This window comes from Aeromicrobium sp., from assembly GCF_014378035.1.
In the GTDB taxonomy this organism is placed as follows: domain Bacteria; phylum Actinomycetota; class Actinomycetes; order Propionibacteriales; family Nocardioidaceae; genus Aeromicrobium.
Window position 1 is genome coordinate 1 of record NZ_JACMOM010000325.1, and the last position, 15,349, is coordinate 15,349.

The 15,349-nt window shown below is 67.8% G+C and carries 13 protein-coding genes and 1 rRNA gene; 3 read left to right on the forward strand and 11 right to left on the reverse strand.

Annotated features, from left to right (window positions below):
• The 3 genes from H7290_RS17205 to H7290_RS17215 all read right to left on the reverse strand — a co-directional run.
• Positions 1–258 (reverse strand): 16S ribosomal RNA (locus H7290_RS17205); the annotation flags it as partial.
• Positions 259–766: 508 nt separating this feature from the next.
• Complete coding sequence (gene tyrS / locus H7290_RS17210) at positions 767–2,026, reverse strand: tyrosine--tRNA ligase (protein ID WP_290515249.1); 1,260 nt, start codon at positions 2,024–2,026, stop codon at positions 767–769.
• A gap of 102 nt (positions 2,027–2,128) precedes the next feature.
• Entirely contained in the window at positions 2,129–2,515 is a 387-nt protein-coding gene (locus tag H7290_RS17215) for a universal stress protein (RefSeq protein ID WP_290515250.1), read from the reverse strand.
• A gap of 80 nt (positions 2,516–2,595) precedes the next feature.
• Here H7290_RS17215 and H7290_RS17220 point away from each other — a divergent pair, with 80 nt between their 5' ends.
• Complete coding sequence (locus H7290_RS17220; RefSeq protein WP_290515251.1) at positions 2,596–3,204, forward strand: 4'-phosphopantetheinyl transferase superfamily protein; 609 nt, start codon at positions 2,596–2,598, stop codon at positions 3,202–3,204.
• Here H7290_RS17220 and H7290_RS17225 read toward each other — a convergent pair.
• Genes H7290_RS17225 through H7290_RS17250 form a run of 6 tightly spaced genes read right to left on the reverse strand, consistent with a single transcriptional unit; the run spans position 3,176 to position 11,904 of the window.
• A complete protein-coding gene (locus H7290_RS17225; protein WP_290515252.1) occupies positions 3,176–4,498 on the reverse strand; it encodes a M1 family metallopeptidase in 1,323 nt (440 codons plus the stop codon). The genes H7290_RS17220 and H7290_RS17225 overlap by 29 nt on opposite strands.
• On the reverse strand, positions 4,495–8,448 hold the full coding sequence (locus tag H7290_RS17230; RefSeq protein WP_290515253.1) for a Pls/PosA family non-ribosomal peptide synthetase: 3,954 nt from the start codon (positions 8,446–8,448) through the stop codon (positions 4,495–4,497). Before H7290_RS17230 ends, H7290_RS17225 begins: the two co-directional genes overlap by 4 nt.
• A gap of 7 nt (positions 8,449–8,455) precedes the next feature.
• Positions 8,456–8,863 carry a universal stress protein gene (locus H7290_RS17235; RefSeq protein WP_290515254.1) on the reverse strand — a complete coding sequence of 136 codons (408 nt, stop codon included), beginning with the start codon at positions 8,861–8,863 and terminating at the stop codon, positions 8,456–8,458.
• On the reverse strand, positions 8,860–10,368 hold the full coding sequence (locus tag H7290_RS17240; RefSeq protein ID WP_290515255.1) for a tripartite tricarboxylate transporter permease: 1,509 nt from the start codon (positions 10,366–10,368) through the stop codon (positions 8,860–8,862). Before H7290_RS17240 ends, H7290_RS17235 begins: the two co-directional genes overlap by 4 nt.
• 1 nt (position 10,369) lies before the next feature.
• The gene (locus H7290_RS17245) at positions 10,370–10,912 is read right to left on the reverse strand and encodes a tripartite tricarboxylate transporter TctB family protein (protein WP_290515256.1); all 543 of its coding nucleotides are present in this window, start codon (positions 10,910–10,912) and stop codon (positions 10,370–10,372) included.
• Positions 10,909–11,904 (reverse strand): tripartite tricarboxylate transporter substrate-binding protein, encoded by a 996-nt coding sequence (locus H7290_RS17250; RefSeq protein ID WP_290515257.1) that lies wholly within the window; start codon positions 11,902–11,904, stop codon positions 10,909–10,911. Before H7290_RS17250 ends, H7290_RS17245 begins: the two co-directional genes overlap by 4 nt.
• 83 nt (positions 11,905–11,987) lie before the next feature.
• Here H7290_RS17250 and H7290_RS17255 point away from each other — a divergent pair, with 83 nt between their 5' ends.
• Both H7290_RS17255 and H7290_RS17260 read left to right on the forward strand, forming a co-directional pair.
• Positions 11,988–13,604 carry an ATP-binding protein gene (locus tag H7290_RS17255; RefSeq protein WP_290515258.1) on the forward strand — a complete coding sequence of 539 codons (1,617 nt, stop codon included), beginning with the start codon at positions 11,988–11,990 and terminating at the stop codon, positions 13,602–13,604.
• Complete coding sequence (locus H7290_RS17260) at positions 13,601–14,287, forward strand: response regulator (protein ID WP_290515259.1); 687 nt, start codon at positions 13,601–13,603, stop codon at positions 14,285–14,287. The genes H7290_RS17255 and H7290_RS17260 overlap by 4 nt, the downstream gene beginning before the upstream one ends.
• A 65-nt stretch (positions 14,288–14,352) precedes the next feature.
• On the opposite strand, the gene H7290_RS17265 is transcribed toward H7290_RS17260, so the two are convergent.
• Together H7290_RS17265 and H7290_RS17270 are read right to left on the reverse strand one after the other, a co-directional pair.
• Positions 14,353–14,724, reverse strand: coding sequence for a PH domain-containing protein (locus tag H7290_RS17265; RefSeq protein ID WP_290515260.1), 372 nt, complete (start codon positions 14,722–14,724; stop codon positions 14,353–14,355).
• A gap of 63 nt (positions 14,725–14,787) precedes the next feature.
• Positions 14,788–15,345, reverse strand: a complete 558-nt coding sequence (locus H7290_RS17270) for a DNA-3-methyladenine glycosylase (protein WP_290515261.1) — start codon at positions 15,343–15,345, stop codon at positions 14,788–14,790.
• Positions 15,346–15,349 lie beyond the last annotated feature (4 nt).

Sequence of the window (15,349 nt, forward strand, 5' to 3'; positions counted from 1 at the left end):
ATTACCTCACCAACAAGCTGATAGGCCGCGAGCTCATCCTTCTCCGCCGGAGCTTTCCACTTCAGACCATGCAGTCCGAAGTCGTATTCGGCATTAGCCATCGTTTCCAATGGTTATTCCAAAGAGAAGGGCAGATTGCTCACGTGTTACTCACCCGTTCGCCGCTCGTGTACTCCCGAAGGAGCCTTACCGCTCGACTTGCATGTGTTAAGCACGCCGCCAGCGTTCGTCCTGAGCCAGGATCAAACTCTCCATTGAAAGTGCACAGACCGAGGTCTGCAGACTGCAACTTCAGTTCGACTCTGACAAACTATTTGCTGACAAATAAATTGTCGGAATTGATTCCATCGATCTTCTCGGCGAGCCGAAGCTCTCCGATTGGTCTCGACGGGGTATTACTAATTAATCTCGTCGACTTTTGGCACACTGTTGAGTTCTCAAGGATCAGACGCTCACCTTGGCTAGGACCTTTCGGCCGGCACCTCGGGGCTGCTCGTCCAACTTACACGGCTCGTTTTCACCGGTCAAACCCGGGTTGGTCGCCATGTTCAGCTCGTGTTGTCCCGCGGTCCGTCTCCAGGCACCAGAGGTGCCGTGCCGTTAACCGTTTCGGTTGAGCTGGCTGCTAGCCCGAGCGACCTGCCTTTCGGCCTTTCGCTCCGCCGTGCTGTGCAACAAGAAGAACATTACGGACAAGATCCACGCTCGTCAAATCGCGTCCGTGTGGCGCCCGTCACACGATTCCGAGCCCCTGAAATGACGGGGATCAGGACACCGACACGCCCGAGATCGAACGTTTTCCCTTGCGCAGAACCGCCCACCGACCGTGCAGCAACGTCCCAGCGGCCAGCTCCAGCTCGGGGTCTGACACACGTTCGTTGTTGAGGTAGGCGCCCCCGTCGGCGACGGCACGTCGGGCAGCCGATCTGCTGTCCGCCAGACCTGATGCCACCAACGCGTCGACGACGGTGGGACGGTCTGCTGCCAGGAGGTCGACTGCGCCGGCCTCACGCAGTGCGGCAGCGAGCGTCGACTCCGGCAGGTCAGCCAGCTCCCCCCGTCCGAACAACGCGCCGGAGGCGAGCTCTGCTGCCCCAGCCTCCTCGGCGCCGTGCACGATCGTCGTCACCTCTGAGGCGAGCCGTCGCTGGGCAGCCCGAAGCCCCGGCGTCTCGATGTGGTCGGCCTCGATGCTGGCGATCTCCTCCACGTCGAGGAAGGTGAACTGACGGAGGTACTCCCCCACCTTCGCGTCCTCGGCCTGGATCCACGACTGGTAGAACGCGTACGGACTCGTGAGCCCGGGATCGAGCCACACCGTGCCCGACTCCGTCTTGCCGAACTTGGTGCCGTCGGCCTTCGTGATGAGTGGGGTCGCCAAGGCGTGGACCTTGGCACCGTCTGCACGGCGCACCAGCTCGACCCCCGCCGTGATGTTGCCCCACTGATCGCTCCCCCCGGTCTGGAGCACGCATCCGTGGCGCCGATGCAGCTCGAGGTAGTCCAGCGACTGCAGGAGGACGTAGCTGAACTCGGTGTAGCTGATGCCGGACTCGAGCCGGCTGCTCACGACGTCGCGGGCCAACATCCGGTTGACCGGGAAGTGCTTGCCGATGTCGCGCAGGAAGTCGATTGCGCTGAGGTCAGCCGTCCAGTCGAGGTTGTTGACGAGGACGGCGGCGTTGTCTCCGTCGAAGTCAACGAACCGTGACACCTGCTCGCGGATGTTGTCGACCCACTCGCCGACGGTCTCCTTGGCGTTCATGATCCGCTCGCCCGCCTCCTTGGGGTCGCCGATCAACCCCGTGGAGCCACCCACCAGGAGCAGCGGTCTGTGCCCCGCGAGCTGAAGGCGGCGAGCCGTGAGGATCTGCAGCAGGTTGCCGATGTGCAGGCTGGCGGCCGTGGGGTCGAACCCCACGTAGTAGGTGATCGCCCCCGCCGACAGCTCTGCGCGGAGGGCGGCGCGGTCCGTCGTGTGCGCGACGAGCCCTCTCGCCTCGAGATCGTCGAGTACGTGGGTCACGGTGAGTCCTTGTCCGGTGCCAGGGAAAGATGCACCGCGACTTTAGCGCGCCGAACTCAGGGCCTGGCGGACTCAGGCTCGACGGACTCAGGCTCGAGAAACTCAGGGCTTGACGGCAACAACCGGGATGGTGGAGTCGAGCAGGATCGACTGCGCGACGCTGCCGAGCAGGACCTTGCCGACCGGGCTGCGGGGGCGCACGCCGATCGCTATCAGCGAGGCACCTGCCTGCTCGGCCTCGAACAGGACTGTCTCGGAAATGTTCTCGCCGACGACCTGTCTGACCTCGTACCCCACGTTGTCGGCGTCGAGCGCCTCGGTGATGGCCTGCACATGGGTGCCACGGGCGTGCCCCGTGTCGAGCCGGGGTTCGGCTCTGCTGACGTTGATGATGAGCAGCGAGTCGTTCCGGGCGCGAGCCTCTGAGGCGGCCCAGTCGAGAGCGGCCTGGCCGAACTCGTCGGGGCGATATGCGACGGCAATTGTCATGACATAAGGGTATCGTCTTCACGGCTCGAAGCACAGGAGAACTACTGCGACCAGTGCCGACCTCGGATAGATTTCGCGCCGTGTCTCAACTCATCGTGGCGTGGATGCCCGAGGACCCCCGTCGTACCGGGCTCGAGATGATGAGCGGCGTCATCGACAAGCTCACGGGCGGGTTCTCGGCAGGCGTCGGGTTCCGCATCGCGCGGGTGTGCCGGCGGTGTGGGAGCGATGCGCACGGCAAGCCGCAGGTAATGATGGGTGACGGCTCGACGGCCACGACGCACGTCAGCCTGAGTCGCGCGGGCGGCCTGGTGCTGGTCGCCGCGACGAATGCGGGGCCTGTGGGCGTCGACATCGAGGCTGCTGGCGCGGCTGACTTTCACCATCACGCTGACGTCGTCCTCCACGACGAGGAGCGACCGTGTGACGACCCGACCCGCATGTGGGTGCGCAAGGAGTCGGTGCTCAAGGCGACCGGCCACGGCCTGACGATCGACCCCCGCTCGATCAGGGTCAGCGCCCCGGACCGCCGACCTGAACTGCTCATCTGGCCAGCGGGCGAGGAGATGACCGGTCCAGCACAGATGTTCGACCTCGCGATGCCTGAGGGCTACTCCGCGGCTCTCACGGTGCTGATCGGTGAAAGACCCGAGATCGTCGTCACGGGGTCGGCAACGGCGGCAGGGTGAGCTCGTCGAGCCACGAGCGGAAGAGCTCGTCGGTGGACGTGCTGCTGTGCTGGTCGACGAGGTCGACGAACTGGTCTGTCGTCACCGAGCCGTGCGCGTGCTTGGCCGTCCACTCCTGGAGGACGGTGAAGAACATCCCGTCGCCGACCGTGAGCCGCAGGGCGTGCAGCGCGAGGGCACCGCGCTTGTAGACCCGGTCGTCGAACAGGAGATCGGGACCCGGATCGGCGAGCACCATGTCCTGCGGAAGGTCGGAGAGCTTCTTCCAGTGCTCCTCAGCCTGCTGCTGCGCAGTGTCGCCGCCGGACGCCTCCGACCACAGCCACTCGGCATAGCAGGCGAAGCCCTCGTGCAACCAGATGTCGCGCCAGTGGCTGAGCGTCAAGCTGTTGCCGAACCACTGGTGGGACATCTCGTGCGCGATGAGTCGTTGGGCCTCCCACTCCTCGGTGAGGAAGTTGGACCCGAAGATCGACACTCCTTGCGCCTCGAGCGGGATCTCCAGCTCGTCGGCCGTGATGACCGCGGTGTACTCGGCGAAGGGGTAGGGCCCGAATCTGGAGATGAACAACGACATCATCTCGGTCTGGCGCCCGAACGCCCTGGAGCACCGGCCGGAGTCGCCCGGGGGGTGCACCGCGTTGACCGCGACCCCGGACGTCTCGTCGGTCGTCGTGATGTAGCGACCCACCTGGACCGTCGCGAGGTAGGTCGCCATGGGCGCCGCCTCCTCGAAGACCCACGTCGTGGTGCCGGCCCGACGACGGCGGCTCGTGAGCACGCCGTTGGCCACCACGGTGTAGTCCGACGGGACAGAGAGCTGGATGCGATAGATGGCCTTGTTGGACGGGCGGTCGTTGCAGGGGAACCACGAGGGGGCCCCGTGCGGCTGAGAGGCGACGATCACCCCGTCCTCGAGCTCTTCCCAGCCGGCGTCCCCGTCGAGGCCGGGCATCGGCCGGGGCGAACCGGCGTAGGTCACGACGATCGTGCACCGCTCACCCTCGCGCAGGACCGTGCGGAACCGGATGAGGAGCTTGTCGTCGCGCCGGGAGTGCTTGGCGGGCTGGGCCCGGTCGACGGTGATCTTGGAGACCCGCAGGCCGAAGAGGTCGAGCTCGACCCGCTCCAGGTGCTCGCGCGCCTCGACAACGATCGTGGCCTTGCCCGACAGTCGGTTGCCCTCGAGCACGTACGTCAGGTCGAGCTCGTAGGAGATCACGTCGTAGGCCAGGTCTCCGTGGCCCGGGACATACCGCTCGTTGGACGTGTCGGGCCCGGCAGCTGCAGTCATCGCACACCGACGAGGTCGTCGTCCTCGGTCCACGGCCCGATGGGGTTGCCCAGCCACCGCGTCTTGTCGGGCACTGACTCACCCCGCATCACCAAGGACACCGGACCGATAGTCGCGTGGTTGCCCAGACGGGCAGCGGGGAGGATGACGCTGTGGGGACCGAGGGTCGCACCCGCCTGCAAGATGACCGTGTCCATGCTGAGCATCCGATCATGGAACAGGTGCGTCTGCACCACGCAACCCCGATTGACCGTCGCGCCGTCGTGGAGGCGGATGAGATCCGGCTCGGGAAGCCAGTAGGTCTCGCACCACACTCCCCGACCGATCTGGGCGCCGATGGAGCGCAACCAGACGTTGAGGGCAGCGGTCCCCGTCGTGCAGCGAGCGAACCAGGGCGCGGCCAGAACCTCCACGAAGGTGTCAGCGAGCTCGCTTCGCCAGACGAATGAGCTCCAGAGCGGGTGCTCACCCGGGCGCACTCGCCCGACGAGGAGCCACTTGGCGGCAGTCGCGACGACTGCGGCCACCATCCCGACGGCCATCAGCGCAAGGCCCGACGTGAGCGCTGCGACGAGCCACCCATACCGGTCGGCAACGCTCAGCATGCCCACCACCGCTCCGAGTGCCAGCACGACCGACAGGACGAGGGCAATCGCCCGGCACGCCTCGACGATCACGCGGGCAACGCGCAGGCGCCGGGGGGGCTCGTGCGTGCGGGTGACGTCGCCCGCGTCCGACGTGCGGCGCAACCGTTGCGGAGGGCTACCGAGCCAGGAGGTCCCGGGCTTGGCCTTCGTACGGCTGGGCGCGGCCGACAGCACGGCGACCAACCCGCGCTTGGGCACCTTGCGGCCCGGCGCCGTCATGCCGGAGTTGCCGACGAAGGCGTGCCGGCCGATCTTGACCTGCTCGATGCGGAGCCAACCACCGCCGAGCTCGTACATCCCGAGCATCGTGTCGTCCGCGAGGAAGGCTCCGTCGTTGACCGACGTCAGCGGTGGCAGCATCAGCACCGTGGACGCCTCGACGTCCTTGCCGATGCGGGCCCCCAGCGCTCGCAGCCAGGCGGGCGTCAGCGCGCTCGAGTAGAGCGGGAACAGCCAGGTCCGAGCCTCGTCCATGATGCGAAGGATCGACCACGCCTGCCAGGCGCGCAGGCCGTGGACCGGATGGGTCCCGCTTCGCAGACCGATCGACTGCACCCGCACGAGCGCGATGATCAACAGCGCCAGCGACACATGTCCGGCCAGCGCTGCGAGCGGCGCCGCGAGGAGGAGCCTGACGGTAGCGCCCCGTAGATCTTCTGCCGGGCTGACCAGGAAGATCACCGCCGACGCTCCGATGGCAACCGCGAGCAGGGGCAGGGCCGAGACAAGACTTGCCATGGCGGCGTACGCCACGACCCAGCGCGCATAACGGCGCGGTCGTGAGCCGCCGAGCGGGCCGCGGGCCGGTCCACTGTGCTTCGCCGGAGCTCCGGACCAGTACTCCCCTGCCGGGACCGGGCCGAACACCGCCGCACCGGGCCCGATCTCGGCACCATCGCCGATGTCAGCACCGCCGCCCAGCATGCTACGAACGCCGATGCGAACATCTCGGCCGACGTGCACGCTGCCGATGTGCAGGATGTCGCCGTCGAGCCAGTGGCCTGCAAGGTCGACCTCCGGCTCGACCGACGAACCGTCGCCCAGCGACAGCATCCCGGTGATCGGCGGGACGGAGTGGAGGTCGACATCACGTCCGACCTGGGCACCGAGGGCGCGGGCGTAGACACCTAGCAGGGCCGCGCCGGAGAGTGACCCGGCCCGCAGCTCGTCGGCCACCCGCTCAGCCAGCCACAGCCGCAGGTGGACCTTTCCGCCGCGCGGATACTCACCGGGCACGACCCCGCGCAGCAGCAACCGTGCGGCGAGCGCGGCCAGCAGGATGCGACCCGGTGGGGCTACGAGAAGGAGCCACCCCAGGGCGAGCCATGCCCACGACGGCGACGGTGGCAACCATGTCCAGGACAGCAGGGACGTGGCGGCGTGGTTGCCGATCGCGATCCAGGTGAGCCAGCGCAGACCGCTGATGGTGCGGAGCGGGAGAAGGCACGCGAGCTGGCCGAGCTGGGTGCGCAGAGGCACGGGCTGTACCGCGTCGTTGCGTCGTCCGGAGGTGACCGCCATGCCGTCGAGGCCGACGGCGAGGTCCCCGATGGTGGGGTGCTCATAGATGTCGGCGACCGTCACCTCGATGAACCTGTCGCGGAGACGGCCGACCAGCTGGGCGGCGGTCAGGCTGCCTCCGCCGAGAGTGAAGAAGTCGTCATCAGGTCCGGCGACGACCGCTCCGAGGATCTCGAGCCACAGCTCCTGCAGCCAGCCCCCTGTTCCGTCCAGCGTTGCTGAGAGGTCTGACGACGCGACACTCGCCAGGGGCCACGGGAGTGCGTCACGGTCGATCTTGCCCGACGTGCGGGTCGGGAGGCTCTCGAGCTGCGCGATCCGCGGGACCAGCGCAGCGGGCATCGAGGCTCGCAGGTGAGCCATCGACGCGTGCAGGTCGAACGATTCGTCGGCGGCGATGTAGCCGACCAGGATGCGGTTGCCGGCACCGGTGACGCGGATGGTGGCGGCCGCCGCGGCCACACCCGGCAGGCCGAGCAGCGCGCTGTCGATCTCGCCGAGCTCGATGCGGCGGCCGCCCAGCTTGATCTGCTCGTCGGCGCGGCCGTTGAAGACCAGACCCTCCACATGGAACGTCACCTGGTCGCCGCTGCGGTAGGCACGATCCCAGCCGAGCGTGGGCATCGGCGCATACTTCTCGGCGTCCTTGACCGGGTCGAGGTAGCGAGCCAGCCCCACGCCGCCGATGATCAGCTCACCGGACTCCCCCGGCGCGACCTGCTGCCCGTCGGGGCCCACGACCGCGAGGTCCCAACCATCGAGGGGGAGCCCGATGCGCACGGGAGGGTCGGCAGACAGCCGCGCTGCGCAGGCCACGACCGTCGCCTCGGTGGGTCCGTACGTGTTCCAGACCTCCCGTCCGTCGGTCGCCAGCCGGGCTCCGATCTGCGGGGGGCATGCCTCCCCGCCGAGGATCAGCAGCCGGACCCCGTCAAGAGCGCCGGGCGGCCACAGGGCGACGAGCGTGGGCACCGTGGAGACCACCGTGACGTCGTTGGCCACCATCCACGGGCCGAGGTCGGTGCCGCTCCTGACCAGCGACCTCGGCGCGGGGACCAGGCACGCTCCGTGCCGCCAGGCGAGCCACATCTCCTCGCACGACGCATCAAAAGCGACTGACAACCCCGCCATGACCCGGTCACCGGGGCCGAGAGGGCGATCGGGCACGAACAACACGGCCTCGGCATCGACGAAAGCGGCGGCAGAACGGTGGGAGACCGCGACGCCCTTGGGTGTGCCGGTCGAGCCGGAGGTGAAGATGATCCAGGCGTCGTCGTCCGGGCCGGGCGCCCTCCCCTCGACCGGGGGACGTGCGGCGCGGCGCGGCGCGGCGACGAGACCGTTGCCGATGACAGCCGCCACCTCGGCCTCATCGAACACCATCGCCGCCCGGGAGTCGGGGTCGTCGACGTCGACCGGGACGTAGGCTGCGCCCGCGACCAGCACTGCCATGATCGCGATGTAGAGCTCTGCCGTGCCCGAGTCGATGCGGACGCCGACCCGGTCGCCCACCCCTATTCCCTGCTCGTGCAGGACCTCTGCGAGCGACTCCGCCGCCTCACTGAACTCCTGGTAGGTCAGGACGATCGCACCGTTGTCGAGGGCCGCGGCATCGGGGACCTCAGTGACCGTCGCGCGCAGGATGTCGACAAGGGTCCGCTCGGGTGCGGCCATCGGCGAGCGCCGCAGGACCGAGTCGGCCGCTGCGCCGACGGCGAGGGCGTCTGATCCGTGCACAGCGTCATTGTCGCCGTACTCGGTGAACACCTGGTGAACCGCCACCCGCCGGTCAGTCCTCGACGTTGGTCCCCTCGGGCTTGACGGCCAGCACTGGGCACGTCGCGTCGAGGATGGTCCGCTGGGCGACGCTGCCCAGCAGCAGCTTGCCGACAGGGCTTCGAGGACGGATGCCCACGACGATCAGGCTCGCAGCGACTTCTTCGCTGACCTGCAGCACTGCTTCGGCGATGTCTCGGACCATGTCCTGGCGCACCTCGGACTCGACATCGAGCCGCGCGAGCTGTGTGCGCAGCGCGTCGATCTCGGCCTCGTGGGCGAGCCGCGCGTCGACATAGGCATCGCCCTTGGTGTCGTTGATGACGATGAGCTTCTCTCCCCGCCGAGACGCCTCCGCGGCGCCGTGGCTGAGGGCCGACCGCCCGTACACGTCGGGGGCGTAGGCGACGATGACACTCATCTGTTGACCTCGATCTTCTTCTCGTCGGACGGTGCAGGCTTGCGCAGCCCCTTGGCCACGACGTACGCCAGGGCTCCGAGGATGATGGCGTAGATGAGCACGGCGACCGGCTCGCTCCACAGCGTGCTGACCTGGCCGGAGGAGATCGCGAGCGCCTCGGTGAGCTGCGCCTCCAGCCTGGGGCCGAGTATCACCCCGATGATCAGCGGCAGCACCGGAAGTCCGAACCGGCGCATCGTCAGGCCCAGGACGCCGATGATCAGCAGGATCAGCAGATCGAACGACTGGAAGTTGACGCTGTAGGCGCCAAGGGAGGCGAAGAACAGAATTCCGGCGTAGAGGTACGGCCGGGGCGTCTGCAGCAGCTTCGCCCACAGGGGCGCAAGCGGCAGGTTGAGCACGAGCAGCAGGGTGTTGCCGATGAACAGGCTCGCCAGCAGCGTCCACACCAGCAACGGTTCGGTGTCGAAGAGCTCGGGGCCGGTCTGGATGCCATAGCTCTGGAAGGCCAGCAGCATGACCGCCGCCGTGGCCGTGGTCGGCAGGCCTATCGCGAGCAGGGGAACCAGCGTGCCGGCCGCCGAGGCGTTGTTGGCGGCTTCCGGGCCGGCGACGCCCTCGATCGCGCCGTGGCCGAACTCCTCGGGCGTCTTGGACAGCCTGCGCTCCGTGACGTAGGACAGGAACGTCGGCAGCTCTGCACCGCCGGCCGGCAGCGCACCGAACGGGAAGCCGAACGCGGTGCCCCGGGGCCACGGCTTCCACGAGCGACCCCAGTCGTCGCGACTCATCCACGGCTGGCCGACCGGGATGATCTCCAGCGGACGACGTCGCAGGTGGGCCGCGACCCACAGGGCCTCTCCGATGGCGAAGATCGCGACGGCGACCACCACGACATCGATGCCGTCTGCCAGCAGGGGGCTACCGAACGTCAGCCTCGGCTGGCCTGTCTGCGTACCGATCAACCCGATCATCAGGCCCAGGAACAGCGCGATGAATCCGCGGAGGCGCGAGCTCCCGAGCACTGCGGTGACGGCCAGCAGCGCGAGCAGCATGATCGCAAAGTAGGACGGCGCTCCGAGCTTGACGACCTGACTGGCGACGGTCGGGGCGAACAGCACCAGCAGCACCGTGCCGATCGTGCCGGCGACGAACGAACCGATGGCGGCCGTGGCGAGCGCCTGCGCGGCCCGCCCAGCCTTGGCCATCTTGTTGCCCTCGATCGCGGTGACCACCGACGAGGACTCCCCCGGCGTGTTCAGGAGGATCGACGTCGTCGACCCGCCGTACATGCCGCCGTAGTAGATGCCGGCGAACATGATGAGCGCGCTGGCGGGCGGAACGCTGTAGGTGATCGGGAGCAGCAGCGCCAGCGTCATCGCCGGGCCGATGCCGGGCAGGACGCCGACGGCCGTACCCAGCAGCACGCCGAGGCACGCGTACAGGAGGTTGGTCGGTGTCACGGCGTTCTCAAAGCCCTGCATCAGGAGGTCGAAGGATCCCATCTCAGAGCACCCCGTCAAGGATTCCGGCCGGTATCGGTAGTCCGAGACCGGAGTAGAAGCCGTACCAGGTGCTGGTCGAGAGGACGACGCCGATGGCCAGGTTGCGGACGATGGTCCGGCTGCCGAGGACGTGGGCGGTGCCGACGAACAGCAGCGCCCCGGTGACGGCCCAGCCGAGCCAGTCGATCAGGACGATGTTGAGCGCGAAGACCACGACCAGCTTGACGACAGTGGCCCAGTCGCTGCCGTGCGTGAGGTCGATGTCCTCACCGTCCTCAGCCTGCGCAACGTCTCCGCGGGCCGTGGCAACGGCGAGGAGCGCGCCGAGGATGACCAGGCCGGCACCGACGACATACGAAAGGGTGTGGGGCTGGACCGGCTGGTCGGCGAACCCGTTGCGCAGGGTGGTCGCGTCGTAGAGGACGTAAGCTCCGGCGATGGCGAGGAACGCCGCGAGGCCGTACTGGGCCGAGTCGACGAGGTGCGTGCCACCCGGGTCGCCGATCGTCTCCTCGTGGTCGATCTCGTGCTGTGTCGTGGTCATGTCAGTCCCAGCTCCTTGAGGGTCGTCTCGACCCGGGCGTCCTGCTCCTTGAGGAAGGTGGCGAACTCGTCGCCGGTGGCGAACGAGTCGATCCACCCATTGCGCTTCACGGCGGCCTTCCAGGCCTTCGTGCCGTGCATCGTGGTGAACAGCTCAGTGAGGTCGGCCCTCGTCTCGGCCGAGATACCGGGTGGCGCGAGGATGCCGCGCCAGTTGACGAACGACATGTCGACGCCGGACTCCATCAGGGTGGGTGCGTCGACATTGGGGAGCCGCTGCTTGCCCGAGACCGCGAGCACCCGCAGCGTGCCGTCGGCGATCTGACCCTCGAACTCGGACGGGCCGGAGGTGCCCACGTCGATCTTGCTGCCGAGCAGGGCCGTCGTGAGCGGGCCACCACCGTCGTAGGCGATGTACTTGACGTCCTTGGGGTCGATGCCGATGGTCTTCGCGAGCTGCATCGGGAAGAGGTGGTCAGGCCCACCGGGCGAGGATCCGCCTCCGACGGTGACGCTCGACGGGTCGGCCTTCCACGCCTTCACGAGATCGTCGACCGTGGTGAATCGCGAGTCCTTCGGGACGATGAGCGCCTCCTGGTCCTCGATCAGCCGAGCAATGGGTGTCGCCCGCGAGACTCGAGCCTTCGACTCGTTGGTGTAGACAGCGCCGACCACGCCGAGGCCCATGGCCATCACGAGGTCGTCGGCTCCGCGCTCGTTGAGCAGTCGCTGCATCGCCACGGTGCCGCTCGCCCCGGTGACGTTGGTGATCTCGAACCGGCCGGTGAGCCCGTCGTCCTCGAGCACGTGCGCCGCAGCCCGGCCGGTGAGGTCGTAGCCCCCGCCCGGGCTGTTGGGGATCATCATCCGCAGACGACGGTTATCGGCGCCTTCGGCTCCGCGGGTCACGCCGCATCCTGCCAAGACGAGTGCGGTGATCATGACGAGCACGACGCCGATGTTCGTCCGGTGGACGCCCTTGGTGGACGACATGGCAACCTCCTGTGGTCGACCCCGATCATCGCCCGGGCCCGTGGCGTGCGTCACTATTGCGGAATCAAAGGAGGTTGTGGTCTTTGTGGTCACCGCGCCGGCAACGGCTGACATTGGCAGGACAGTTCCTCGTCCTCCAGCTTGTCGTGGTCGCCCTCGTGCTGGCGATCGTCGGTGACATCTCGGTGCGGCAGTCGACCTCGACCTTCGCGAGCGACCGCGGGTCGCAGATGCGTTCGGTGTCGGAGTACCTCGCCAACATCTCGGTCGTCCGTGCCGAGGTCGATGGTGATGATCCCCGTCGACGTCTCGCACCGTCGATCGACCGCGCGCTGGCCCTGTCGGGCGCCTCGGAGGTGAGCATCGCCGACACGGACGGGGTCGTGCTCTCGTCGTCTGACCCCAACCTTGTCGGCTCGCGCGTCGCGCTCGGCGACAGCCGCGTGCGGGAGGGCCGCGGGTGGACGGGCGACGTGGATGACGACGGGCACCTCGCCGTGGCCGGTCATGCGCCGATCATCGCCGACGACGGCACGCTCGTCGGCCTGTCGATCGCGCAGGAGCGTTATCCGTCGACGTGGCAGCGGCTCACCAATGCCGCACCGGATCTGGCCCTCTTCCTGGGCGTGGGTGCATTGCTGGGCATCGCGGGTTCGCTACTGCTCTCACGCCTGATCAAACGACGGACACGAGGGCTCGAGCCGCACGAGATCGCCACTCTCGCCGATCACCGCGAAGCCCTCCTGCACAGCATCCGCGAGGGCGTCATCGCCGTCGACACCGACGATCGCGTGACAATGGTCAATGACAGCGCACGGGACCTGTTGGGTCTCGGGCGCGACGTGGTTGGGCGCCGGGTGGCCGAGCTCCCGCTCGACCCACAAGTGGCCTCTCTGCTGACGATGGTCGACGACAGCCAGGACGCGGTCGTCCTGGTCGGCACCCGGGTGCTCGTGTTCAACCAGCGCTCGGCCTCGAGCCGCGGCCAGGGCATCGGTACGGTCACGACCATGCGCGACCGCACCGAGCTCGTCTCCATGCAGAGCCAGCTCAGCTCGAACCTGACGATCACCGACACGTTGCGCGCCCAGACCCACGAGTTCGCCAATCAGCTGCACACCATCTCCGGTCTCGTTCAGCTCAGGGAGTATGACGAGGTGACGACTCTCATCGGCGCCCTGACCCGACGTCGGGCAGAGATCATCGACGGGGTGACCCGGCGCATCAGCGACCCGGCCGTTGCCGCGCTCCTCGTGGCGAAGTCCAGCGTCGCGGCCGAGGCCGGCGTCGAGCTGACCCTCTCCCCCGACTCACGGCTGCCGACCCTGGACGGACCCACGTCGGGAGACCTCACGGCGATCGTGGGCAACCTCGTCGACAACGCGATCGACGCGTGCAAGGGCGAGGACCTGCCATCGGTCCACGTCGACATCACATCGACCAGCACGCTGATCGTGCTCGAGGTGCACGACAACGGGCCCGGTGTGGCCGATGAGCTGCGGGAGGCGATCTTCGTCCGCGGATTCTCCACCAAGCCGGACGTGCTCGGTGGGCGCGGTATCGGGCTGCCACTCGTGCAGCTGATCTGCAGCCAACGGGGCGGACAGGTCACGCTCGGACGCGAGGGCGGCGCGACCTTCCGGGTGCAACTTCCTGTCCGGCCGTCATCGTCGTCACCGTCGCCCGGGAGGCTCGGATGAGCGGACCTGAGATCATCGGGGTGCTTGTCGTCGACGACGACTTCATGGTGGCCGGCATCCACGCCCGCTTCGTGGAGAAGACCGTGGGCTTCCACGTCGTGGGCACGGCACGCACCGGTGACGAGGCCCTGCAGCTGGCCGAGGAGCTGTCTCCGGACCTGTTGCTGCTCGATGTGCACCTGCCTGACATCAGCGGCCTCGAGGTCCTGCGGCGACTGCGCGCCTCGGGCAACATTGCCGGGGTCGTGATGGTCACGGCCGAGCGTGATGCCGACGTCGTCCGGTCTGCACTTCACGGTGGAGCCATGCAGTACCTCGTGAAACCGTTCGAGTACGCCGACCTCGAAGGGCGGCTCCGTCGCGTGCGCGAGGCACTGACGATGCTCGAGCGCGGTGACACCGACCAGGCGTCGATCGACCGCGCGTTCGGCGCACCACCGTCGGCCGCGCTGGTCCTTCCCAAGGGTCTCAGCCCGGAGTCGGCCGACCTCGTGGCAGCAGCACTGGCCACCGCAGGCGAGCTCTCCGCGGCCGAGTGCGGCGAACGGGTGGGCCTGTCACGGGTGAGCGCACGCCGCTACCTGGAGTACTTCGTCGACCGAGGCCAGGCGGTCGTACGACTGAACTACGGCAGTGCCGGACGTCCCGAACGGCTGTACCGCACGAACCCTGGGGTGACGTGATCCCACCACCCCTCATCAACACGCTCGCGACGTGAGCTCAGCTCGTCGGGGACGCCGTTGTCCGGCTAGTGGCTGTTCAGAACCGCCCACGCGATCAGGCCGTCCAGCCGGCGTACGTCTGCACCCTTGCTCAACTTGATCTTGATGTGCCCAGCTCGGGTCCACAGCTCGATCTCAGAGTTCCAGTCGAGCTTGCCTGCGTTCTCCGAGGACCACATGTTGATGTTCGAGTACGGCAGCGAATAGATCTCGACCTTCTTGCCCGTCAGTCCTTGCGCATCCCTCACGATCAGGCGTTTTGTCGTGAAGACTGCGCTGTCGCGGAAGGTCTTGAATGCCGCCACGGCATCTTCTCCGGCGACGAGCAGCGGAGTCACGTCCTCGGGGATCGGTATCTCGTTCTGCAAGGTCCATGACGTGATCGGAGCAGTTTCCATCGAGGTCTCCTTCGTGACTCGCGACCGGCGGTCGGTCAAAAAGCCTGATCGCGGTCAGCAGGATCAGGCCCGTGGGCTCCGACGGTACGCCGAGACCGTGCGATCACCCGTGATCCAGAACCGCCACGCCACGTCAGCCGCCCGGGAGACCCCGACCCGGGGACCGGCGCTGACGGCGGGAACCTCGACGGGCGGAGCGCCGAGGAAGACGCCGCCGGGCACGAGCAGAGGAGCGCCGAGGTCGGCTAGCGTCAGACCCAGCGACTTGGCAAGGTTGCCCGGGCCACGCGCAAGCGCCACGTCCTTGGGGGCGGTCCCGCGCCGCTCGCGCGCAAGCTCGACTCCCTCGACGATCTTCCCGGCGCGGATCAGCACTGCCGCGGCCCGATCGGTGGGGCCCGTCACGACGTTGGCGCACACGTGCATGCCGTAGGACCGATAGACGTACAGGTGCCACGGGTCGCCATACATGATCTCGGAGCGAGGCGTACGGGTGAACGCGTGCGACGCAGGGTCGTCCACTCCCCCGTAGGCCTCGACCTCGGTGATCAGCAGTGTCACGCCATGGCCGTGGAACATGCGCCCGAGGAGCGACCGCGCGCGGGCGGCGACGTCGTCCATGTCA

Bases quoted from the DNA above. Each gene is read 5' to 3' on its own strand.
- H7290_RS17260 (WP_290515259.1), top strand. From the start codon at position 13,601: ATGAGCGGACCTGAGATCATCGGGGTGCTTGTCGTCGACGACGACTTC.
- H7290_RS17270 (WP_290515261.1), bottom strand. From the start codon at position 15,345: ATGGACGACGTCGCCGCCCGCGCGCGGTCGCTCCTCGGGCGCATGTTC.
- H7290_RS17215 (WP_290515250.1), bottom strand. From the start codon at position 2,515: ATGACAATTGCCGTCGCATATCGCCCCGACGAGTTCGGCCAGGCCGCT.
- H7290_RS17265 (WP_290515260.1), bottom strand. From the start codon at position 14,724: ATGGAAACTGCTCCGATCACGTCATGGACCTTGCAGAACGAGATACCG.
- H7290_RS17225 (WP_290515252.1), bottom strand. From the start codon at position 4,498: ATGACTGCAGCTGCCGGGCCCGACACGTCCAACGAGCGGTATGTCCCG.
- H7290_RS17245 (WP_290515256.1), bottom strand. From the start codon at position 10,912: ATGACCACGACACAGCACGAGATCGACCACGAGGAGACGATCGGCGAC.
- H7290_RS17250 (WP_290515257.1), bottom strand. From the start codon at position 11,904: ATGTCGTCCACCAAGGGCGTCCACCGGACGAACATCGGCGTCGTGCTC.
- H7290_RS17240 (WP_290515255.1), bottom strand. From the start codon at position 10,368: ATGGGATCCTTCGACCTCCTGATGCAGGGCTTTGAGAACGCCGTGACA.
- H7290_RS17235 (WP_290515254.1), bottom strand. From the start codon at position 8,863: ATGAGTGTCATCGTCGCCTACGCCCCCGACGTGTACGGGCGGTCGGCC.